The organism is Novosphingobium sp. SG919, from assembly GCF_012932495.1.
Classification (GTDB): domain Bacteria; phylum Pseudomonadota; class Alphaproteobacteria; order Sphingomonadales; family Sphingomonadaceae; genus Novosphingobium; species Novosphingobium rhizosphaerae.
Map to the genome: position 1 here is coordinate 461,766 of NZ_JABCNG010000001.1, position 22,011 is coordinate 483,776.

Genomic DNA, 22,011 nt, shown 5'->3' on the forward strand with positions numbered 1-22,011 from the left:
TTTCAGCCGATCAGTTGGCGGGGCAGCTTGAACACCATGTGCTCTTCAGCCGTGGTGATCGGCTCTTCGGCCACCTGGCGCCATTCGCCCAGCCGGGCGACCACTTCGCGCACCAAGACTTCGGGGGCAGAGGCGCCCGCCGTCAGCCCGAGGGTTTCCACCCCCTCCAGCCAGGCTGGATCGATCTCGCTCGCGCGCTGGATCAGCCGGGCGTTGGCGCCTTCGCGCTCCGCCACTTCGACCAGGCGCAGCGAATTGGAACTGTTGGGCGCGCCGATCACCAGCACCAGTTGGCAGCGCGGCGCGATCGCCTTGACCGCGGCCTGGCGATTGGACGTGGCATAGCAGATGTCTTCGGCGCGCGGGCCCACGATGCTGGGGAACCGGGCCTTGAGCGCGGCGACGATCTCGGCGGTGTCGTCCACCGAAAGGGTGGTCTGCGTCAGGAACGCCAGCGGCTTGTCTGCGGGGATGTCCAGCTTGGCCACTTCGTCCACCGTTTCCACCAGGGTCATGGCGCCTTCGGGCACCTGGCCCATGGTGCCGATCACTTCGGGATGGCCGCGATGGCCCACGAACAGGATGTGCCGCCCCGCTTCCACCTTGCGTTCGGCCTGGCGATGCACCTTGCTCACCAGCGGGCAGGTGGCATCCAGCCAGTCCAGGCCGCGCTCGGTCGCGGCCACGGGCACCACCTTGGGCACGCCATGGGCGGAAAATACCACCGGCTTGCCATCGGGCACTTCGTCCAGTTCCTCCACGAACACCGCGCCCTTGGCCTTGAGGCTGTCGACCACGAAGCGGTTGTGCACGATTTCATGGCGAACATAGACCGGCGCGCCATAGCGGTCGATCGCGCGTTCCACGATCTCGATGGCGCGGTCCACCCCGGCGCAGAAGCCGCGCGGTGCAGCGATCAGGAGATGCAGCGGCGGCAGGCCCGTATCGGGCTGCGGGGTGCTGGTGGCGGATTCCGGAAAGGTGGAGTTCATGGCCATGCCCTTAGCAGCGCCAGACGCTCTCGTAAAACAAGCCTGCGTTTAAAACATCCCGTAAAACATGAAGGCCGTCCGGGCAGCGCCATTGCCCAAGCGGCATGGGCTGGGTAGAGGAGAGCGCTGTATTCGATCGGGCGGCGTCCCCTGCCGCCCGTGTTCGCGCCTAAGGAAGTTGCCCTGATGATCGCCAAGAGCCGCCGTCTCTCGCTTGCCAAGGCCGTGATCGGCACCACTGTGCTGGCAGCTGCCCTGGCCGGCTGCGCCAAGAACAAGGGCGAACTGGTGGTGGAAGATGGCGTCGGCGTGACGGCGCTGCGCACGGCCTGCCCGCTGGTGGAAATCCCGGAAATGACGGGCGACGTCACGCTGTTCAGCGCGCCCGGCCGCACCGATTCGCAAGGTATCGACCTGGTCGCCTCGATCACCAACTTGCGTTCCACCTGCGCGGAAGGCACCGATCCGGTGAACAGCGAGGCCACGTTCGACGTCCTCGCCCGCCGCACCGACACGCGCGGCGCCCGCCATGTCGAACTGCCCTATTTCTCGGTGGTGATGCGCGGCGGCACGGCCGTGGTGGCCAAGCGCCTGGGCACCGTGGCCCTGGACTTTGCCGATGGCCAGGACCGCGCCACGGGCCACGCCAAGGCCGCCGCCAGTGTCGATCGCGCCGCTGCCAGCCTGCCCGACGACGTGCGCCGCCGCCTGTCGCGCAAGCGCCGCGCGGGCGAGGCCGATGCCGCCGTCGATCCGCTCTCGCTGCCCGAAGTGAAGAAGGCTATCGCCTCGGCCACGTTCGAGCATCTCATCGGTTTCCAGCTCAGCGCCGCCCAGCTGGAATACAACGCGCGCCGTTGAGGCGTTTGCTGGTGCTGACATAAAAGTCCCCTCCTCTTCGGAGGAGGGGTTGGGGGCGGTGCAACCTGGCGCTTCAACCTCAGCGCGAACCCAGCCCGCGCAGCGAAACGCTGAACAGGAACGAGTTGCCGGCCGTGGCGTCACCCGTCGTCACGTAATCGCGCTTCCACGTCACCGACAGGTCGAAGCAATCGTCGGTATAGGCAACGCCCACGCGGTGGCGCAGCATCTGGAACCCGTCCGATCCATAAGTCGGATCGTCGGCCTTGGTGGTGAGGTTGACCACGCCCGAGGCGAAGACCGAGAAGTAATGGGCAAAGCCCACGCGCGCGGCAGCGCGCAGTTCTTCGCGATCGCGCAGATCCTCGAACGTGATCGGAATGTTACGGTTCAGCCGCAGATAGCCGATTTCGGCATAGGTGCGATGATCGCCGATCGTCGCGTCGATCTCGTTGCGGCGCAGGACGAAGTTGTCCTTGTCCAGGCGATAGCGATGCGTGAACTGGATGATGTCCTTGATGCGCAGGTCGGTACGGCCCACGATATCGGACAGGCGATCCGACAGGCCGGTGCCCGGCGGCAGCAGGCTCTGCTCTTCCGACAGGCGATAGCTTTGCCCAACGGTCGATGAAATGCGCCAGCCCGGCCGGGTCAGCTGCCAGTCAAAGCCATAGGTCACGCGCACGCCGTCTTCATAGCGGTCATAGCCGTTGAACCGGTTGAGCGAGAACAGGTTGGATTCGTCAAGGTCTGCCGCGCGCGAATCCTCGTTGGGGATCGAGGTGTTGCGCACATGGGGCGTGGCCACCAGTTGCACGCGCGGGGTCAGCACCTGGCTGCCGCCGAACAGGGCGCCCACCAACGGCCATTTCACGTCGATCGCGGCCGTTGCGATGCCGCGCGCCTGCCACCCGGCCACGCCGCGGTAAAGGTCCACCGTGGTCAGGGCATTGGCATCGCTGTGATAGACATCGCCGCGCACCAGCGCGGTAAACGTCACTTCCTGGCCCATGCGGGTGATCGTGCGCAGGTCCCACTGCGCGCGGGCAAAGGCGCGCTGGGTATCCTGGCCGGCGGACCGGCTGATCGCCAGGGTATTGGCTTCCAGCTCCAGATGGCCGCCGATGCCCGGGGTGGCGATGCGATAGCGCCAGTCGAGCGCGGGGAGCGCGATCGGCACCTGGCCCTGCTCGTCGCCCACGCGCAGCGTCTGCACCGCCCAGCCGGCCAGGCTGAAATAGCTGTCGTCGCCAATGCGCTCCAGGTTGATCGAGGAACGCAGCCGGTCATCGCGGCTGATGTCATAGCGGCGCAGGAACGTGCGGTCGCTGGCATAGCGGCCATAGGCGGTCAGGCTCCAGTTCTCGTCGAACTGCAGCTTGCCATTGGCTTCCAGGTAGCCGCGCCATTGGCTGGTGCCCACGCCCGAACCGGCATCGATCGCCGAATAGACCGGAATGGCCGAGGACCGCGTGAGATAGCCGGTGATCTGGAACGCCCCGATCCCGGTCAACTGGCGATAGGTGCCCGACAGCATCGGCAAGGCGCCGGTATAGACATGGCCGGTCACCGACAGGTCCTTGTTATCGGCGATGCGCCAATAGAACGTGTCGGCAAATTCCACCCCGTTGGCGGCGGTGGAGCGGATATCGGGAATCAGCAGGCCGGTTTCGGCGCGAAAATCGCTGGTATGCGCCAGGCCCGGCAGGGGCAGCAGCGGAATGCCGAAGACACGCAGGGTCGCGCCGGAATAGCGCACCTTCTTGGTCTTCTCGTTCCACGTCACCTTGACGGCGGTGACTTCCCAGCTCGGCTTCTTGGGGCAGCCTTCCTCGTTTTCCACCGCGCAGCCCGAAAACGCTGCGTCGTGCAAGGTGAGGTTGCCATTGCCGTCGCGCGTGCCCTCGCGCGCGGCCAGGCGCCCGCCTTCGCGCAGCACCACCAGCAGGTCCTGCATGGCGCCGGCTTTCAACTCGTCGGTCAGCTCCACCTTGTCGGTGTAAAGCACGTTGCCGCCTTCATCGACGGCGCGAATATTGCCCTGTGCCTCGATCTTGCCGGTCTTACGGTTCCACGTCACGGCGTCGGCGCGCACGGTCTGCTCGTCGCGCCGCAGCACGACATTGCCGGTCGCGGTCACCACGTCGGGATCGCTGGCATATTGCAGCTTGTCTGCCTCGAACCGCACTTCGTCGCTTTGGGCGGTATCGGCCGATGTCCCCGTGCCGGTACCGGCGTTCGGCGCGGCGGCTGGCGGCGTGCCCACAGGGGCATCTTGCGCCTGCGCCGGCAAAGCCCAAACGCTTGCGCCAAGCCCCATGGCCCCGGCCAGCAAGGCACTGCGGGCGCTGCCAAGCGGCAGGCAACGGGAAAAATGGCGCCGATTTCGAGCAAGGAAGGGGGCGGAAAGCGGCTTAGCGGGGGACATGCGGTTGCCTATCGCATTGGTCGGTCTTAACTGCAAACCCACAATTGCAGCCGGGTTTCCCTTGCGGGCAACCTGTTGCCGCTTTCGGACAGGAGTTTGATGATGAACATCGTATTTGCCCCCAGCCGAACCGATCTGCCGCGCCTGGTGGGGCGGATCGTGGGCGAGGGGCCGCTGCCCGAAGGCACGCCCGCCCTGGTGGCAGAGGCCGCCGCCGCCGCGCGCTTTGCCGGCAAGCCTGGCCAGACGTTCGAAGCTTTCGTCGCCGGCCAGGCCGGCCTGTCACGCCTGGCCTTTGCCGGGGCGGGTGACCTGTCGGCCGCAGGCCGCCGCGCCGCGCTCGAACGGGCAGCCGGGGCGCTCGTCGCCAAGTACCTCACGTCGGGCGAGGAAGCGCTGGCGATCGACTTTGCCGACAGCGGCCTTTCGGCCCAGGACGCGGCCGCCGTGCTGCTCGCTGCGCGGCTGCGCTCGTGGCAGTACCTGGTCTATCGCACCCGCCTGAAGGACGAGCAGAAGCCCTCGCTCAAGACGATCGTGGCGCTGTCCGCGCCGGAAGGCACGGAAAGCGTGTGGGACATCGAAAGCGCCGTGGCCGAAGGGGTGGAATTCACCCGCGAGCTGGTTACCGAGCCGGCCAACGTGATCTATCCCGAAAGCTTCGTCGCCCGCTGCCAGGAGCGCCTGGCCGGCACCGGCGTGGAAATCGTCGTGCTCGATGAAAAGCAGATGGCCGAACTGGGCATGGGCGCGCTGCTGGGCGTGGCGCAGGGCTCGGTCAAGACGCCGCGCCTGCTCGCCATGCGCTGGAAGGGCAAGGCCGGTGCCCGTCCCACCGCGTTTGTCGGCAAAGGCGTGTGCTTTGACACCGGCGGGATCAGCATCAAGCCCGCCGCCGGGATGGAAGACATGAAGTGGGACATGGGCGGGGCAGCCGCCGTTGCCGGCACCATGCTCACCCTGGCACGACGCAAGGCAGAAGCCGATGTGATCGGCGTGTGCGGCCTGGTGGAAAACATGCCCGACGGCAATGCCCAGCGCCCCGGTGACGTGGTCACCAGCATGAACGGCCAGACGATCGAAGTGATCAACACCGACGCCGAAGGCCGCCTGGTGCTGTGCGACGCGCTGACCTGGGTGCAAAAGGAATACCAGCCGGCCACGATCGTGGACCTGGCCACCCTGACCGGCGCGATCATCATTTCGCTGGGTCACGAGCACGCCGGGATGTTTGCCAACGACGATCTGCTGGCAAGCCAGCTCGATGCCGCGGGCAAGGCCTGTGGCGACACGCTGTGGCGCATGCCGATCGGCCCGGCCTATGACAAGCTGATCGACAGCCCGATTGCCGACATGAAGAACGTGGGGCCGCGTTATGGCGGGTCGATCACGGCGGCGCAGTTCCTCGCGCGCTTCATCGACAAGGGGGTGGCCTGGGCGCACCTCGACATCGCCGGCACGGTGTGGATCGACAAGGCCGGCGCCACGCACGACAAGGGCGCCACCGGCTTTGGCGTGCGCCTGCTCGACCGCTACGTGCGCGACGTGCTGGAAGCCTGAACCCATGCCCAGGATGCGGCGCAAGTCTGACCTGCCAAGCAAGACCTGCGCCGCATGCGGCCTGCCGTTCACCTGGCGCAAGAAATGGGAGCGGGACTGGGACAACGTGCGCTATTGTTCCGACCGCTGCCGGCGCGCAAAGGGCGGGGCGGGGGCGGTCTAGGCCGCCAACAATCCGCAACGCCATGCGCAAAAAGGAAAAACCATGCGCGTCGATTTCTACCAGTTGTCCCGCGATCCGGCCGAACTGGTCGTGCCGCTGATCGCGCGCAACACGCTGGGCGCGGGGGAGCGGCTGCTCGTGGTTTCGGAAGACGATGCGCAACTCGACCGCATCGGCGAGGCGTTGTGGACGCGTCTGCCCGATACGTTCCTAGCCAACGGCCGCGCCGGAGGGCCGCACGATGCGCGCCAGCCGATCCTGCTCTCCACGGCGGTGGAGCCGGCCAATGGCGCGCAGTTCGTGGCCCTGGCCGATGGCGGCTGGCGCGAGAGCGAAGCGGCGCGCGTGTTCCTGCTGTTCCCGCCCGACCGCATCGACGAAGCGCGCGCCACCTGGCGCCTGCTGGGCACGCGCGAGGGGGTAGAGCGCAAGTATTGGCGCCAGGATGGCGGCAAGTGGCGCGAAGGACCGTAAGTTTTGCCCCGCGCCTTGCGGATGCAGCCCATTCCGGCTAGGGGCGCGCCCAAAGCAACGCCCACCTTTGCAAGGAATGCAACCATGGCGGTTACCCGCACCTTTTCGATCATCAAGCCCGATGCCACCCGCCGCAACCTGACCGGCGCGGTCACCAAGATGCTGGAAGAAGCCGGCCTGCGCGTCGTCGCGTCCAAGCGCATCCAGATGACCCAGGAACAGGCCGAAGGCTTCTATGGCGTGCACCGCGAACGCCCGTTCTTCGGTGACCTGGTCTCGTTCATGACCAGCGGCCCCGTGGTCGTCCAAGTCCTGGAAGGCGAAGACGCCGTGAAGCGCAACCGCGACATCATGGGCGCCACCAACCCGGCCAATGCCGATGCCGGCACGATCCGCAAGGAACTGGCCGAATCGATCGAAGCCAACACCGTCCACGGCTCGGACTCGGAAGAAAACGCCGCGATCGAAATCGCGTTCTTCTTCAAGCCCGAAGAAATCGTCGGCTAACCAGCCGATCCTCCCCCTCGCAGAGGGGGAGGGGGACCGCCGCGCCGCGGTGGTGGAGGGGGCAAGACCCCAAACAAAAAACCTCCCGCCGTTGGGTCGGGAGGTTTTTTGTTGTCACAGCAGCGGGCTCATCATCGCCAGCAGGTTGCGCCACAGCCGTTTGACCAGCGGGGTGCGTGCCGCCATGTCCGGGGTGATCGCTCTGCTCTGCGCCAACCATTCGCGTTGCTGCGCGGCCAGGGCGCGGGCGAGGTCGGCATCGGCGAACAGGATGTTGTTTTCGAAATTCAGCTCGAAACTGCGCCGGTCCAGGTTGGCCGAGCCAATGATGCCGGCACTGTCATCGGCCACCATGGTCTTGGCGTGGAGCAGGCCGGGCTCGAACTCAAAGATCGCGACGCCCGCCTCCAGCAACGAGGGGTAGGAACTGCGGCTGGCCGCGGCCACGAAGCGGCTATCATTGCGGCGCGGCACGATCAGCGTCACGGCCACGCCGCGCCGGCCGGCGCTGACCAGGGCAGACAGCACTTGTTCGCCCGGCACGAAATAGGGCGTGGTGATCGTCAGGCTGCGCCGCGCGGCATGGATCAGCGCGGCAAAGCAGGCGTTCATCGCGCCATAGGCCACGGTCGGCCCCGTGCCGATGGCCTGGGCCACGATCCCGTCCGTGCCAGGGGGCAGGGGGGCTGCGAGCAGGGCCGACAGATCGTCGCCTCCTTCGGCCATCCAGTCTGCGGCAAACAGGAACTGCCACTGCCGCGCGATCGGGCCTTCCCAGCGGGTCATCACGTCAACCCAGGGGGCAAAGCGCGGCTTGATGCGAAATTCGGGATCGGCGGCGTTCTGGCTGCCGCACCAGGCGATGGCGTTGTCCACGATCAGCGCCTTGCGGTGGTTGCGCAAGTCCACCCGCCCACGGATCAGGGTCCAGGCGAGGTTGCCCACTGGCAGTGCCTCGCGCGCGTCCACACCCGCGCTGCGCATGGCTTGCCAATGGGCCGAGCGCAGGAAGCGTCGCGAACCCAGGGCATCGGCCAGCACGCGCACCGCCACGCCGCGCTGGCCGGCGCGGATCAGCGCCTGTGCCAGGGCGGCGCCGCTGTCATCGTCCAGCCAGATATAGAAGCACACGTGCACGCTGGCCTGTGCGGCATCGATATCGGCGATCATCCCGGCAATTGCGGCGCGGTTGTCGGCCGCCAGCGTGGCGCTGTTGCCGGTGGTGGCGGAAAGCCCGTTGACCGCCGCGGCCAGGGCAAAAGATGGTTGCCACGGGGTGGCCGCAACAGTGGCCGGCCCGGCCGGATCGGCCGGTGGGCGCGGCAGGGCGGCTTCCACGGCCAGGCCATGCAGCCTTCGGCGGCGGATCAGGCGGGTATCACCCCACAGGATATAGGCGGGAATGCCCAGGCCGGGCAGCACCATGACCACCACCAGCCAGGCCAGGCGCGAGGCCGGATCGCGGTGCGGCCGCAGCACCACCCGCAAGAGCGTGGCCGCTTCGGCCAGGGTGGCCAAGGCCAGGAAGATCCAGTGGTAAATGGTCACGGCGGGCTTCGTCCCACCCCCGCGCCGGTTTGTCTAGGCCGCAAGTCCTTGGCGGCCATACCACAATGCCAGCATGCGCCAGATCGCCGCCACGGCCAGGAGGCCGAGCAGGATCGGCACTCGAAAGCCGGCGCCCGCCTCGAGCAGGCCGGCCGCGATCAGGCAGGCGAGCGAGCAGCCCAGGTCCCACCCGCCTTCGGTGGCCATGTTGAAGCGCAGCGTGCACGAGGATGCGCGCGCCATGGCATAGAGCGGGGCAAGCATGGCGGTGGCCGCCATCGGGGTGACCAATGCGCCCAACGCCGTCGCGCCCACGGCGGCGAGCGGCGTGGCAAAGGCCAGGGCCTTGGCCGCAAGCGCCAGGATCGCTGCGCCATAGGCCAGCGCCAGCGAATGCAGCGGCCGCCCGCCATCGATCAGGTGGCCGATCAGCAGGCTGCCTGCCGCCGCGGCCACGCCGGCCACGGCTATAGCCCCGCCAAAAGCGTCGAAGTGCTCACCCAGGGTAACAAACAGCGCCAGGTTCCAGATCACCGTGGCGCAGCCGGCATGAAACCCTTCGGACAGATAGAGCCGCCGGGCAAAGACCGTCAGCGGCCGGTCCAGCGTGGCCTCGCGCGCTACACCCGGATTGGGCGCGCCGATCAACGGCAGCACGGCCGCCAGTTGCACCAGCGCGATCGCGCCAAAGCCGATCAACGGGCCGGCGCGGGCGATGAGCAGCCCGCCCACCAGCGGTGCAACGATGCCCACCACCGCGGTAGTGGCCTGCTGGATCGAAACCTGCCGCCCACCTCGCGCACCATCGGCGAGCGCGGAAACAAAGCTGTGCCAGCCGGTCCAATAGAGCACGCTGCCCAGCCCGGTGACCACGATGAACAAGGCCAGCATGCCTGCCGCGGGCACGGGCCCGGCGCCCGGCACGAAAGGTAGCAGCAGGAAGCTCACCGCCCGCACCAGCACGCCGATCAACACCACGGTGCGCAAACCCGCGCGCCAGGCCAGCGGCAGGACCAGCCCACGCAGGGCAAAGCGCGCGAGCAGCGTGCCGGCAAAGGCGGCCAGCGCCATGCCATGGGAAAAGCCCTGCGCCACCAGGAAGCCGGCGATGAACAGCCCGCCGCTCGATTCAACAAACGATTGCAGTCCCACGTGCAGATAGACGCGGCGCATCGGATCGGCGGCCATGGTGCTTAGAACTCCAGCATCGCGGCGAGGCGGCGCGGCGCGACGGCGGCCCAGCTGCGCTGCAGCCAGGCGGCGATGTCGTCCCAGTCCACGTCGCCTTGATCGAGCCGGATGGCGATCCAGCCATCGCCGAAATAGGCGGGGCGATAAAACCGCGCGGGGTCGTTCTCGATCAGTTGCGCCTGTTCTTCCACGCCGCTGATCTTGACCAGCAGGGCCACGCGCCCATCGCCATGATGGTTGCCGCTGACATAGGCGAACTTCTTGCCCTTGATCACGCCAAAGCAGGCCATGCCATGGCTCGAAACTTCGTCGGCCTCGGGCAGGGCCAGGGCGCGTTCGCGCACTTGCTGCGCCAGCCAGTCGGCGCTGGTTTCGCGGCTGACAAGCTGTTCCAGGCAGCGCGAATAGAGCTGGTGTTCGGCAAACAGCACGCGCGCGGCCAGGGTTTCGGGCGTGTCGCCCGGCAGGATCGCCACGCGCGTCTGCCCCAGGATCGGCCCATCGTCCAGCTCGGGGGTGACCAGGTGCACGGTGCAGCCACCGTGGCTGTCCCCGGCGGCAATCGCGCGTTCGTGGGTGTGCAGCCCCTTGTAGAGCGGAAGCAGCGATGGGTGGATGTTGAGCATCCGCCCGTCCCACCGCGCCACGAATGCGGGCGAAAGGATGCGCATATAGCCCGCCAGCGCGATATAGCGCGCGCCGGCCGCCACCACTTGCGCTTCCATCAGCGCGTCGTGCTCGGCACGTGGTATGCCCTTGTGCGGCAGGGCAAAGGTGGGCACGCCTTCGGCCGCGGCCAGGGCCAACCCCTTGGCTGCCGGATCGTTGGAAAGCACCAGCGCGATCTCGTAAGGGCAGTCTGCGGCGCGGCTGGCATAGAGCAGGGCGGCCATGTTGGTGCCGCTACCCGAAATGAAGACCGCTACCTTTGCCTTGGCCACTTTGTTCAATCCTTGGCACGCTACGTGGGAACTTGGCCCTTCGACAGGCTCAGGGCGAACGGAAGTTGGGGGAATAGCCCCACCTTATCCACCCACGTTCGGGCTGAGCTTGTCGAAGCCCCTAAGCCCCAAGGCCCAACGCCTCAACCGATATGCACCGCTTCCCACGGCTCGCGGGCAGACCAGGCTTCGGCGCTGCCGAACACGGTGCAGCCCTTGTCGCCTTCCACCACGGTGCCGATGGTAAACACGGTTTCGCCCGCCGCGGCCAGATCGGCGGCCAGGCTTTCCGCTTCACCCGCTTCCACCGCCAGCACCATGCCGATGCCGCAGTTGAAGGTGCGCGCCATTTCGCCCGGCTCGATATGGCCCTGCGCCTGCAGGAATGCCATCAGGCGCGGCTGTTCCCAGGCATCGGCATCGATCCGCGCATGCAGGCCCTTGGGCAGCACGCGGGGCACGTTTTCCAGCAACCCGCCGCCGGTGATGTGGGCCAGGGCGTTGATCCGGCCCGAACGGATGAACGGCAGCAGCGTCTTGACGTAGATGCGCGTCGGCTCGATCAGCACGTCGATCAGCAGGCGTTCGTTGTCGAACAGGGCGGGACGATCCAGCTTCCAGCCCTTGTCGGCGGCCAGGCGCCGCACCAGCGAATAGCCGTTGGAATGCACGCCCGACGAGGCGAGGCCGAGCAGCACGTTGCCGGCCGCCACCTTGTCACCGGTCAGTTGCTCGCCGCGCTCCACCGCGCCCACGCAGAAACCAGCGAGGTCATAGTCGCCATCGGCATACATGCCCGGCATTTCAGCGGTTTCGCCGCCGATCAGTGCACAGCCAGCCAGCTTGCAACCATCGGCAATGCCGGCCACGACTCGCTCTGCCACGCCGTTGTCCAACCGGCCGGTGGCGAAATAATCCAGGAAGAACAGCGGTTCGGCGCCCTGCACGATCAGGTCGTTGACGCACATGGCGACAAGATCGATGCCGATCGCATCGTGGCGGTCATGATCGATCGCCAGCTTGACCTTGGTGCCCACGCCATCGTTGCCGGCCACCAGCAGCGGGTCTTTGTATCCCGCCGCCTTGAGATCGAAAAAGCCGCCGAATCCGCCCAGTTCAGCGTCGGCGCCGGGGCGTGCGGTGGCTTTGGCAAGCGGGCCGATGGCCTTTACCAAGGCGTTGCCGGCGGCGATGTTGACGCCTGCCTGTTCGTAGGAATAGCTCTGGGGCTTGGAAGTGTCGTTGGCCATGATGATCGGCGCCTAGCCGTTTCCGACTTGGATTTCCACTTGCCTTTGGGCAAAAGCGCCCGGCACCCTTTGTCCGGAGTTCCCTTGGCCGTTCTGCGCCTGTCTTTCCCGCCCCGCCTGTCTCGCTCATGGTTGACGCTGGGCGCCGCCGGTGCCGCGACGGCCGCCCTCGCCGTTCTGGTCGGGCCGCAGATCGTGGCGCAGATCGCGGGCGATCGCGGCATCGCGCCCATTGCCAGCACCGGCGATTTCGAAGTGAGCGGGATCGAGGTGAACGTGCAGGGCGCCTCCGCCGCCGATGCCCGCGCCAAGGGGTGGCAGGAGGCCGAAAAGCTGGCCTGGCAGAAACTTTGGAAAACCAATGGCCTGGGCGGCGGCGAGGCGCCCGCGCTCGATCCCGCGACGTTGGATGGCATGGTTGCCGCCGTCGTAGTGGAGCAGGAGCAGATCGGCCCGCATCGCTATATCGCGCGGCTCGGTGTCACGTTCGATCGCGCCCGCACCGGTGGATATCTTGGCATGCATGGCCAGGTCGCGCGCTCCGCGCCCTTGCTGATCATTCCCGTGCTTTACGAAGGCGGCGTCGCCTCGGTCTATGAAACGCGCACGCCCTGGCAGCGCGCCTGGGCCGAATTCCACACCGGCGAAAGCGCGATCGACTATGTGCGGCCCAACGGCGGCGGCGCCGATTCGCTGCTGCTGACGGAAGGCCAACTCACCCGCCGCAGCCGCAACTGGTGGCGCCTGGTGCTGGATGAATTCGGCGCGGCCGACGTGATCATGCCGATCGCGCGGCTGACGCGGGAATTTCCCGGCGGGCCGATCCATGGCACGTTCACCGCGCGCCATGGGCCCGACAACCGCTTCATCGGCCAGTTCGAATTGACCGCGCCCAGCGACGACCAGTTGCCGCAGATGCTCGCCGATGCCGTGCATCGCCTGGACGCGCTTTACACCCAGGCCCTGCAGCAAGGGGCACTGGCGCCCGATCCTTCGCTCAACATGGCGCCCCAGCTCGATCCCAAGCTGATCAACCAGATTCTCGATTCGCTGGGCCCGGTGCGCCAGGCCACGCCCGGCGCCGCGCCGGTGGCCGGCGTGCCCGTGCCCGGCGCTCCCGCGGCGGCGCCAGGCGCCGGCGCGCCTGCCACGTTCACCGTGCAGGTGGCGACGGCCGATGGCGCCGCACTCGATGCCGGGCTTGCCGCCGTGCGCGGCGTGGCCGGCGTGCAGGGCGCGGCGACCACCAGCGTGGCGATCGGCGGCACATCGGTCCTGCGCGTCACGTTTGCCGGCGATCTGGAAGGTTTGGCCGCCGGCCTGCGCGCGCAAGGGTGGAAAGTCACCCAGGGCGCCAACGCGCTATCGATCCGCAAATAGGCGGTTATCCCCGCCCAAGATCCCGCGATCCACAGGGTAGCCCCCAGATTCGGCCCCCAAAGCGCAGGATCGCGGTGGTCTTGCCGTTCCCTTCACGTTCCCGTGTTCCTATATGCCACCCATGACAAGCCAGATTGCCCTTCCTCTTTCCCCTGTCCACGGGGCCGAAAACATCGTGGTTGGCCCCTCGTTGCAGCCGGTGATCGATGGCCTGGTTGCGGCCCATGACTGGCCTTATCGCAGCTGCATCCTTTCCGGCCCGACGCGCTCGGGCAAAAGCCTGCTGGCCCGCTGGTTCGAAAGTTCCGGGCTGGGCGATGCGCTCGATGGCGCCGATCGCCTGCCCGAAGACGATGTGTTCCATGCCTGGAACCGCGCCCAGGCCAGCGGCCGGCCGCTGCTGCTGGTCAACGATGCCGGGCCGGGCCAATGGCGGGTCAAACTGCCCGATCTGGCTTCGCGCCTGGGCGGGTCGATGGCCCTGACCATTCCGCCGCCCGATGAAGAGCTGCTGGTCCAACTGCTTGAAGAGCATGCGGCACGGCGCGGCCTGGCGCTGGGCGATGCGGCGTTGGCGTTCCTGCTGCCCCGGATCGAGCGCAGCCATGCCGCCGCGCAGACCGTGGTCGAAACCATCGACCGCCTGAGCCTGGAGCGCAAGGCACCGGTCACCACCGCGCTGGTGCGCGATGCCCTGGCCCAGGTGCAGGGCCCGGACAAGGTTGAGGATTGACCGATGGTGGCGCGATGAGGAACGTGGCATGATGCTTTCCGGCCTGATCGCCTATCTCGATTCCATTCGCGCCCGCGATCCGGCGCCGCGTTCGCGCTGGGAAATCCTGCTCTACCCCGGTCTTTGGGCCGTGGCGCTGCACCGCGTGGCGCATTGGCTGTTTGAAGGGCGGATGTTTTTCCTGGCGCGGCTGGTCAATCACATCTCGCGCTTTCTGACCGGGATCGACATCCATCCCGGCGCCACGATCGGCCGGCGGCTGTTCATCGACCATGGCTTTTCTGTGATCGGGGAAACCGCGCAGATCGGTGACGATGTCACGATCTATCAATGCGTTACCCTGGGCGGCACGAACCCGACCAATGGCGTTGCCGGCAAGCGGCATCCCACCCTGGCCGATGGCGTGATCGTGGGGTCTGGCGCGCAGATCCTGGGGCCGATCACCGTCGGCATCGGCGCACGCGTGGGTGCCAATGCCGTGGTTACCGAAGACGTGGCGCCGGGCACCACGATGGTCGGCTGGAAATCGCGCCCCACCGACGTGCCGATGGCCGATTGGCTGCGCGATTTCCTGCCTTATGGCACGCCCTGCGCGGAGCCGGTTGCAGAGCCGCTTTCGGCCGCCGATGCGGCGCGGATCGCCGTGCTGGAGGCTGAAGTGGCGGCGCTCAAGGCACAAGTGGCAGCGCTGCTGGCCCAGCGCACGGTGACGCCCTGAGCGCGCCCGTCAACGGACCGGGCGATGCGCCGGGGAATGTGGTGCCGCTGGTGCCGGCCATGCGCGCGGCGGCCCAGGTGGCGTTCGACCGGCTGGAACTGCTGCGCATCCTCGATCTTTATGGCCGCATGGTGGCGGCGGGGCTGTGGCGCGACTATGCGATGGATTTCGGCAAGGAAGCGGCCAGTTTCTCCGCCTTTCGGCGCACGGCCGAGCGGCCCACCGCCCGCATCGAAAAGCGTCCCGCCCTGCGCGGACGCCAGGGCATGTGGGCGCTCTATGGCGAAGCGGGCCAGGTTCTCAAGCGCGGGCACGAACTGGCTGGCGTGCTGTCCCCGCTCGAGCGCCGCCTGCTCAAGCTGGTGGAGGACTAGCGCCGTCCTGGGGCTGGCCCCGATGCTGACTATGCTCGCAGCCTGTCAGCAGGCTCCGGTGGCGCGCCAGCGGGCCGAGCACGAACAGCCGGTGCTGCGCGTGCTCTATCGCGATGGACACGACAGCATGCTGCGCACCCTGTCGCGCGACGGGGGCCCCGCGCCCGACGACGAATGCCATGCCGCCTTGCTCATCGACGGGCAGACCGGCGCGGCGCGGCGCCTTTCGCGCGCCGAAGCGGACGCCCGCACGGCAACCATGCAACTGGCTGGGGCCACGCCGGGAACCTGTCCCGGATAGGGAAAGCGCCGGATACCCTGCTTACCAAAGCCTTGCAGCGGGCACGCTATGCCGCCTGGTGAAAGGCAGGCACTGCATCGGCCTGCCAGGTTGCAAGGACAAGGGTACGATACATGGCATGGGCAAGCGGGCTGGCGGGCAGGCTGGAAGACAAGTCGATCGATGCGCGGCTCAACATCCAGGCGCGCGCCGCGGTGATTTCCGCCGTCGTCGTGTTTGCCACGATCATCACCAGCTCGCTGTTCGCGCTGGACCGGCAGCGCCAGGCCCACATCTACAGCCAGCAGGCGGTCCGCGCCGCGATGCTCGAGAAAGACTTCACCTCGCTCGCGCGTGACGTGTTCCGCCATGCCGCGATCAACACGGCCGACAGCCGCAAGGATGTCGACGGGAATATCGGCGATATGAAGGATTCGATGGCGGCTGCAAAGGCCGAACTCGATGATTCCGAAGACGCCGTGGTGGATCAGGTGGGCCAGAAGTTCGAAACCTATAGCGCCCTGGTCAACCAGGCCTTTGCCAATGGCCAGGTGGACCACGCCACGCTCACGCGGGCCGAGGCGGTGGGAGACGAACTGGACGACACGATCGAGAAGATCCGCAATCCGGTGATCGCCAAGGCCGAGGCCGTGGCCCAGCAGCAGACCATGCTGGCCTGGGTGACCCTGGCCGTGACCGGCGCGATCAGCCTGGTGATCGGCGCATTCTCGTTCCTGCTGGCGCGCCGGGTGCGCGGTTCGATCTCGGGTGAGCTGGGCGAACTGGCCAGCACCATCGCCCGCATCACCCAGGGCCACTACAACACCAGCGTGCCGTTCGACGATCGCCACGACGACATCGGCCAATTGGCCCGCGCCGCGGTGAACCTGCGCGAAACCAGCAAGGCGCGCGAGGAAGCCGATCACGAGATGCGCGAACTGGTCAATGCCATGGTCAGCGCGCTCGATCGCCTGGCGCAGGGTGACCTGACCGTCACGATGCCCCAGGTTTCCCCCGCCTTTGCCAAGCTGCGCACCGATTTCAACGGCGCGGTCAAGGCGCTGCACGATGCGATCAACTCCGTTTCCATCGCCGCCGCGGCGATCGAGAACGGCGCGCGCGAGATCGACGCGGCCAGCGACGATCTGTCGATCCGGTCCGAAGCGCAGGCGGCCGATCTCAGCGCCGCCTCGGTCAAGCTGGGCGAAGTGACCGTGACCGTGAAGGATACCGCCAACAGCGCCACCGAGGCCGCCGGCGTGGTCAGCACGGCCGTGCGCGAAGCGGGCGAGGGTGGGCAGACCATCCGCGAGGCGGTGGCCGCGATGGGCAACATCGAAAAGGCTTCGGACGAAATCAGCCAGATCATCAGCGTGATCGACGGGATCACGTTCCAGACCAACCTGCTTGCGCTCAACGCCGGGGTAGAAGCCGCGCGCGCTGGCGAAGCGGGCAAGGGCTTTGCCGTGGTGGCCAGCGAAGTGCGCGCCCTGGCGCAGCGTTCTTCCGATGCCGCCAGCCAGATTCGTAGCCTGATCGAATCCTCCGGCCGTGAAGTCTCGGGCGGGGTGCAACTGGTGCGCCGGGCGGGTGAGGCGTTCACCGCGATCGGCCAGCGCATCGCGCAGATTACCGCGCTGGTCGAACGCATTCGCGACGGATCGGAAAACCAGTCGGAAAGCCTGGGCACGATCAACGTGGCGGTGAGCGGAATGGATCGCACCACGCAACAGAACGCCGCCATGGTGGAACAAGCCACTGCCGCGGCCAAGAGCCTGGCAACCGAGGCGCGCCAACTTACCGACCTGGTCGACCGGTTCGGCATCGAAAACCGCGCCAGCGCCTATCGCCCGGCCAGCGCGCCGTCACGGCGTGCCGCACCGGCCCCCGCCTATAGCGGCAACCTGGCGCTGGCCCATTCCGACGAAGGCTTCAACGAGTTCTGATCGCCTCTGCCGCCAGTTCGCGAATCGGCACATGCGCGCGCATGCGCACGGCCAGCAGGGCGGTCCCGCTGACCTTGCGCTGTACCAGCAGCGTCTGCACCGGCGGCACATGCCAGGCGGCGCGGTCTTCCGCGATCGGGCGGCCGATCGTGCGGAGCTGCTCCACAAAGCGGCGGTCTGAAAAATCCAGCGGGCCGGGCCGCGAAAGGTGCTCCATCAACACCGCGATCATCGCATCGATGCGCGTGCCGTGCCGCTCCAGCAGGGTGGGCGAAACGAAGCCCACGTCGAGAATCGCCGCGCGCAGGGCGGTGGGGTCTTCGGCCAGCCCGGCGGCCAGCACTGCGCGATAGGCAGCGGCTGTCTCGGGCGGAACGGCGCGGGCGGCGCCGAAGTCGAGCAGGACCAGCCGCCCGCTGTCGGGTTGCCAGCGATAGTTGGCAAAGTTGGGATCGGTCTGCATGAAGCCGAACACGAACAGTTCGCGCAGCACCAGGTCGAGCAGCGCCGCCAGCATGGCGTCGCGCTGGTCCTGGGCTGCATCGGCCAGCGTGTCGATCGGCCGCCCCGCCACGAAATCCATCGCCAGCACGCGGGTGGTGGTCAGGTCTTCCACCGGCGTGGGCACGACGAAGCGCGGATCATCGGCCAGCAGGTCGCGGTAGCGCCGCATCTGTGCCGCCTCACGCACATAGTCGGCCTCTTCGTGCAACTGGTGCTTGGCCTCGGCCAGCAGAGGCGCGATGTCGAGCGAGGCCGGCAGCAGGTTGGACAGGCGCAGCAGCGTGGCGACATTGTCCACATCGGCATCGATACTGCCGGCAACGCCAGGATATTGCACCTTGATCGCCAGTTCGCGCCCGTCGGGCAGGCGGGCGCGGTGCACCTGGCCGATTGAGGCGGCGGCCAGCGGGCGCGGATCGAAATGGGCAAAGCGGCGGCGCCAATCGGCACCCCATTCCGCGTTCAACACCTTTTGCAGCTGGGTGGGTGGCATATGGTGCGCCGAATCGCGCAGCCGCGCGAGGATTGCGGTCAGTTCAGCCGGCAGCATGTCTCCGGCATCGAGCGAGAGCATCTGCCCCAGCTTCATCGCCGCGCCGCGCAGGCGGGACAATTGCTCCGTCACGCGCAGGGCATTGGCCGGGGTCAGCACCAGATCGCCCAGTTGCGGGCGTTCGCCCCGCGCCAGGCGCCGCGCGCCTTCGGCCACGACGCCGCCGGCCAGGCCCCCTGCCAATTGGCCAAAGGCAGCCAGCCGGGCCAGCCGCCCGCTGGGCACCTTGCGTCCCGCGCTATCGCTCATGCCAGTTGCTTCAACAACGCGGGAATCTCCTGTTTCAGGGCAAAGAAACCGCGCCGGCAATGCGGCCAGACGGTCTTGTCCCAATGGCGCAGATGCTCGGCCAGCCCAAGGCCGGATGCCTGCAAAGTGGCTCTGATCGTGGGCAATGCATCGGTGAGTGGGCCTGCCGGGATATAACCGGTCACGATCTGGCGGGTTCCGGCCGCTTGCGCCGCTTCGCCCAGGTCGGTCGGGCTGTCGATCCACTGCGTGGGGACCTGCCAGCGGTCTGCCGCGCGCGCCAGACCATCGGCGAGGGCGGCGCGGTCGGCTTCGTTTAGCGCATGGCTGCGACAGGCCACGACACCGCGCAGCGGCAGGGCCGCGAAAGTCGCTTCCTGTTCCAGCCCGGCGTCCTCGGGCGTGATCCAGGCCAGCGCGGGCACCGCCGGATCGGGCGGCGTTACCGTGCGCCAGGGCGCGGCCGAAGGCGCGGCGGCTTCGACCGGGATGGTCGCCTGGGTGGCAAGCCCTTGAGGGGCAAAGCGGCCTTCGGTCATCGCAGCGATGCGCGTGCCATCGGCCAAATAGGCCTTGCCCGCCGTGTGCAGACCCGCCACCCAGCGCCACGATAGCGTGTTGGACGCCGGATCGCCGTCGCGCAGCCGGTCCAGCATATGCGCGGCGCCCAGTTCCCAAGGCAGGCCCAGCGTGAAGATCCAGATCGACGCCACCTGCATCCGCGCCCAGTTGTGCAGGTATCCCGTCTCGCCCAACTCGCCCATCCAGTGGTCGAACGCGTCGATCCCGGTGTGTCCGGCCACGGCATCGCCATGCCGCCCCGCCAGATCGGGATCGCGCAGCAACGCCTGGCGCGCCGCATCGCGCCCAGCCAGATAGCGTGTCCAGATCGCCGGGCGCTGCTCCAGCCAGCCTTTCCAATACGTGCGCCAGAACACTTCGCTGATGAAACTGGCCGCTGCCTCTGGCCCATGCGCGGCCAGCACGGCCTGCACCACCTCGCCTTCGCTGATCGTGCGCCGCCGCAACGCCGCCGACAGGCGCGAGACGCGATCATGTTGCCCCGGCCCGCAATCGAAATTGCGCCCCTTGGCATAAGCGGCGCCCGCCAGCGGCACGAACTGCGCCAGGCGAAAAAGCGCATCGGCGCGGGTGACGGGAAACGTGGGGGCACTGGCCATGTTCGCCCTATCGGCGCGAACGCCGGTGCGGGCGAGCCGTCCCTTAGGTCAGGCGAACACTGCTGCGTCGGCCAGCCCATGCTGCGCCGTGTTCACTTCGCGAATCAGCGTGCGTAGCGCCAGCGTGCTTGCGGAAAAAGCGGCCAGCGCCGCGACGGTGACGATCACGGCCACGCCTTTCGCTCCGCCGCCCAGGGTTAGCGTGTCGGCTATCCGAAACAACACCGTACTGACGATCCACCCGCCCCACCACAAACCCAGTTGCGAAGGGCTGGGCGCGGCAAAGCTGTCGGCCAGGCGGTGACTGTCCACCCAGATTTCGCGCAGCACCTGATAGGGTTTGAACAAGTTGGCAATCGGCACCAGGAACCATATCCAGGCCATATGGGGCCCATGGTTCATGGCAATGCCCGCATCATGGAGGTTGGCATTGGCGCGATGGAACCAAATGGCGACCATTATCGCGCACACCGGAAAGGCTGCCAACAGCAACACGGCGAATAGGCCGGCGATAGCTGGGGGCAACCCGACTTCCACCGTGCCGATCGTCAACACCATCAGGATGGCCGTTGTTGGCAACAGCCACGAAAGCGCCCGCGTCAGTCGATCCAGCCGGAACCGGCCTTGTTCCAATGTCAATTGTGCCATGTGCATCCCCCGCCTTTTCCCACGGGGATAGGCAGGGGTACGCGTGACGGCAAGCGCGATCAGGCGATCTGCTTGACCCAGCCGTGGCTGTCGGCGGCCTCGCCGCGCTGGATCGCCACCAGGCGCTGGCGCAGCTTCTGCGTCAGTTGACCAGGGCCGCCCGATCCGATGACGAATTCGCCATTGTGGTCGGCCACCTTGCCCACCGGGGTGACGACGGCGGCGGTGCCGCAGGCAAAGGTTTCGACCAGCTTGCCCGAGGCGGCGTCGGCGCGCCACTGGTCGAGGCTATAGCGTTCCTCGCGCACGGTCAGGCCTTCCTCGCGCGCCAGCGCGATCAGGCTTTCGCGGGTGATGCCCGGCAGGATCGTGCCCGACAGCGGCGGGGTGAGGATCGAGCCATCGTCGAACGCGAAGAACAAGTTCATGCCCCCCAGTTCCTCGATCCACTTGTGCTCGGCCGCGTCCAGGAACAGCACCTGGTCATGGCCACGGGCAAAGGCTTCGGCGGTGGGCACCAGGCTGGCGGCATAGTTGCCCCCGCACTTGGCCGCGCCCGTGCCGCCCGGCGCCGCGCGGGTATAGTCGCTCACCCAGATCGACACGGCGGGCGAGCCTGACTTGAAATAGTTGCCGGCGGGACTGGCGATGACCATGAAGCGATAGGTCTTGGCCGGGCGCACGCCCAGGAACGCTTCGGACGCGAACATGAAGGGACGCAGGTAGAGCGAGCCGCCTTCGACCGTGGGGAACCAGTCGCGGTCGGCCAGGACCAGCTGCTCCACGGCTTCCACGAACAGCGCTTCGGGAATTTCGGCCATGGCCAGGCGCCGCGCCGATGCGTTGAAGCGCGCCGCGTTGGCTTCGGGACGGAACAGGGCGATGCCGCCGTCGGCCAGGCGATAGGCCTTGAGCCCTTCGAAGATTTCCTGGGCATAGTGCAGCACGGCTGCCGCCGGATCGAGCGCGATCGGGCCATAGGGCAGGATCTGTGCGTTGTGCCAGCCTTCCGCCTCGGTCCAGTCGATGGACACCATGTGGTCGGAAAACTTGGTGCCGAAGCCGGGGTTGGCCAGTACCTGCGCGCGCACCTCGGCCGCAGCCGGCGCGGGGTGGGGAACGCGGGTAAAGGTCAAAGCAGGCGCGGCGGTGGTCGCCATGGCACAATCATCCTTGCACAAAAGGGAACTGGGCAAAAACAGGAATCGGTGATTCGCCCGTTGAACGATTGTTGCGCCAATGGCAAGGAAAAAGAAATAAATGTGAAGGGCCGCCTCGGCAATCCGAAGCGGCCCTTCGCATGGTCAGCGGCCGGAAGTGCCGCTCACGAAGCCTTTATCACTGTGCTGGAAATCAGTGATAATGCCTCGCGCTGCGGAATGCCGACCTCTCTGCTGAACCATGAGACATCGGATCACCTCCTTTCGCGCTGTTGAGCCAAAGTCGCTGCCCGGGGCGTTCCGAACAGCTGGGCCAGGAGGGTTTTCCATCCGCTCACCGGCCTTGTGATCTATGTGCGCAATTGATCGC

General features: G+C 67.3%; 22 protein-coding genes. 12 read left to right on the forward strand and 10 right to left on the reverse strand.

What is annotated here, in order from left to right:
* Nucleotides 1–2: 2 nt before the first annotated feature.
* Entirely contained in the window at nt 3–992 is a 990-nt protein-coding gene (gene ispH, locus FHT19_RS02030; protein WP_169473687.1) for a 4-hydroxy-3-methylbut-2-enyl diphosphate reductase, read from the reverse strand.
* Between the two features lie 186 nt (nt 993–1,178).
* On the opposite strand from ispH, the gene FHT19_RS02035 reads away from it, so the two are divergent.
* Nucleotides 1,179–1,853 (forward strand): hypothetical protein, encoded by a 675-nt coding sequence (locus FHT19_RS02035; protein WP_168554145.1) that lies wholly within the window; start codon nt 1,179–1,181, stop codon nt 1,851–1,853.
* Nucleotides 1,854–1,932: 79 nt separating this feature from the next.
* Here FHT19_RS02035 and lptD read toward each other — a convergent pair whose 3' ends face one another.
* Nucleotides 1,933–4,119 carry an LPS assembly protein LptD gene (gene lptD / locus FHT19_RS02040; RefSeq protein WP_348982484.1) on the reverse strand — a complete coding sequence of 729 codons (2,187 nt, stop codon included), beginning with the start codon at nt 4,117–4,119 and terminating at the stop codon, nt 1,933–1,935.
* A gap of 264 nt (nt 4,120–4,383) precedes the next feature.
* On the opposite strand from lptD, the gene FHT19_RS02045 reads away from it, so the two are divergent.
* The 4 genes from FHT19_RS02045 (at nt 4,384) to ndk (ending at nt 6,985) form a co-directional block, all read left to right on the forward strand.
* Nucleotides 4,384–5,841, forward strand: a complete 1,458-nt coding sequence (locus tag FHT19_RS02045) for a leucyl aminopeptidase (RefSeq protein WP_169474882.1) — start codon at nt 4,384–4,386, stop codon at nt 5,839–5,841.
* Nucleotides 5,842–5,845: 4 nt separating this feature from the next.
* Nucleotides 5,846–6,004 (forward strand): DUF2256 domain-containing protein, encoded by a 159-nt coding sequence (locus FHT19_RS02050; RefSeq protein ID WP_169473691.1) that lies wholly within the window; start codon nt 5,846–5,848, stop codon nt 6,002–6,004.
* Nucleotides 6,005–6,046: 42 nt separating this feature from the next.
* Nucleotides 6,047–6,478, forward strand: coding sequence for a DNA polymerase III subunit chi (locus FHT19_RS02055; RefSeq protein WP_169473693.1), 432 nt, complete (start codon nt 6,047–6,049; stop codon nt 6,476–6,478).
* A gap of 84 nt (nt 6,479–6,562) precedes the next feature.
* The gene (gene ndk / locus FHT19_RS02060) at nt 6,563–6,985 is read left to right on the forward strand and encodes a nucleoside-diphosphate kinase (RefSeq protein WP_168554149.1); all 423 of its coding nucleotides are present in this window, start codon (nt 6,563–6,565) and stop codon (nt 6,983–6,985) included.
* Nucleotides 6,986–7,099: 114 nt separating this feature from the next.
* Here the strand turns inward: ndk and cls are convergent, their stop codons facing one another.
* The 4 genes from cls to purM all read right to left on the reverse strand — a co-directional run bounded on the left by cls (nt 7,100) and on the right by purM (nt 11,915).
* Nucleotides 7,100–8,533, reverse strand: coding sequence for a cardiolipin synthase (gene cls, locus FHT19_RS02065; protein ID WP_211184793.1), 1,434 nt, complete (start codon nt 8,531–8,533; stop codon nt 7,100–7,102).
* A 33-nt stretch (nt 8,534–8,566) separates the two neighbouring features.
* Nucleotides 8,567–9,721, reverse strand: a complete 1,155-nt coding sequence (locus tag FHT19_RS02070; RefSeq protein WP_169473695.1) for an MFS transporter — start codon at nt 9,719–9,721, stop codon at nt 8,567–8,569.
* Nucleotides 9,722–9,726: 5 nt separating this feature from the next.
* On the reverse strand, nt 9,727–10,665 hold the full coding sequence (gene purN, locus FHT19_RS02075; protein WP_169473697.1) for a phosphoribosylglycinamide formyltransferase: 939 nt from the start codon (nt 10,663–10,665) through the stop codon (nt 9,727–9,729).
* A 143-nt stretch (nt 10,666–10,808) separates the two neighbouring features.
* A complete protein-coding gene (purM, locus tag FHT19_RS02080; RefSeq protein WP_168554152.1) occupies nt 10,809–11,915 on the reverse strand; it encodes a phosphoribosylformylglycinamidine cyclo-ligase in 1,107 nt (368 codons plus the stop codon).
* An 84-nt stretch (nt 11,916–11,999) separates the two neighbouring features.
* Between purM and FHT19_RS02085 the strand changes: the two genes are divergently transcribed.
* The 6 genes from FHT19_RS02085 to FHT19_RS02110 all read left to right on the forward strand — a co-directional run bounded on the left by FHT19_RS02085 (nt 12,000) and on the right by FHT19_RS02110 (nt 17,346).
* Nucleotides 12,000–13,295 (forward strand): heavy-metal-associated domain-containing protein, encoded by a 1,296-nt coding sequence (locus FHT19_RS02085; protein ID WP_248290234.1) that lies wholly within the window; start codon nt 12,000–12,002, stop codon nt 13,293–13,295.
* A gap of 121 nt (nt 13,296–13,416) precedes the next feature.
* The gene (locus FHT19_RS02090; protein ID WP_169473699.1) at nt 13,417–14,028 is read left to right on the forward strand and encodes an ATPase; all 612 of its coding nucleotides are present in this window, start codon (nt 13,417–13,419) and stop codon (nt 14,026–14,028) included.
* A 31-nt stretch (nt 14,029–14,059) separates the two neighbouring features.
* The gene (epsC, locus tag FHT19_RS02095) at nt 14,060–14,746 is read left to right on the forward strand and encodes a serine O-acetyltransferase EpsC (protein ID WP_169474884.1); all 687 of its coding nucleotides are present in this window, start codon (nt 14,060–14,062) and stop codon (nt 14,744–14,746) included.
* A gap of 59 nt (nt 14,747–14,805) precedes the next feature.
* Nucleotides 14,806–15,120, forward strand: a complete 315-nt coding sequence (locus FHT19_RS02100; RefSeq protein WP_169474885.1) for a DUF2794 domain-containing protein — start codon at nt 14,806–14,808, stop codon at nt 15,118–15,120.
* Nucleotides 15,121–15,142: 22 nt separating this feature from the next.
* Nucleotides 15,143–15,421, forward strand: coding sequence for a hypothetical protein (locus FHT19_RS02105; RefSeq protein ID WP_169473701.1), 279 nt, complete (start codon nt 15,143–15,145; stop codon nt 15,419–15,421).
* 113 nt (nt 15,422–15,534) lie between these two features.
* Nucleotides 15,535–17,346, forward strand: a complete 1,812-nt coding sequence (locus FHT19_RS02110; RefSeq protein ID WP_169473703.1) for a methyl-accepting chemotaxis protein — start codon at nt 15,535–15,537, stop codon at nt 17,344–17,346.
* Here FHT19_RS02110 and FHT19_RS02115 read toward each other — a convergent pair.
* From FHT19_RS02115 to FHT19_RS02130, 4 genes are read right to left on the reverse strand one after another with little or no spacing between them, the layout of a single operon-like run.
* Nucleotides 17,333–18,652, reverse strand: coding sequence for an AarF/ABC1/UbiB kinase family protein (locus FHT19_RS02115; protein WP_169473705.1), 1,320 nt, complete (start codon nt 18,650–18,652; stop codon nt 17,333–17,335). The two genes, FHT19_RS02110 and FHT19_RS02115, sit on opposite strands and share 14 nt — an antisense overlap.
* On the reverse strand, nt 18,649–19,833 hold the full coding sequence (locus FHT19_RS02120) for an FAD-binding domain-containing protein (RefSeq protein WP_169473707.1): 1,185 nt from the start codon (nt 19,831–19,833) through the stop codon (nt 18,649–18,651). Before FHT19_RS02120 ends, FHT19_RS02115 begins: the two co-directional genes overlap by 4 nt.
* 48 nt (nt 19,834–19,881) lie before the next feature.
* On the reverse strand, nt 19,882–20,481 hold the full coding sequence (locus FHT19_RS02125; RefSeq protein ID WP_169473709.1) for a DUF4328 domain-containing protein: 600 nt from the start codon (nt 20,479–20,481) through the stop codon (nt 19,882–19,884).
* A 59-nt stretch (nt 20,482–20,540) separates the two neighbouring features.
* Nucleotides 20,541–21,641, reverse strand: coding sequence for a branched-chain amino acid aminotransferase (locus tag FHT19_RS02130; protein WP_168554159.1), 1,101 nt, complete (start codon nt 21,639–21,641; stop codon nt 20,541–20,543).
* Nucleotides 21,642–21,689: 48 nt separating this feature from the next.
* Here FHT19_RS02130 and FHT19_RS02135 point away from each other — a divergent pair, with 48 nt between their 5' ends.
* Entirely contained in the window at nt 21,690–21,917 is a 228-nt protein-coding gene (locus FHT19_RS02135; RefSeq protein WP_168554160.1) for a hypothetical protein, read from the forward strand.
* Nucleotides 21,918–22,011 lie beyond the last annotated feature (94 nt).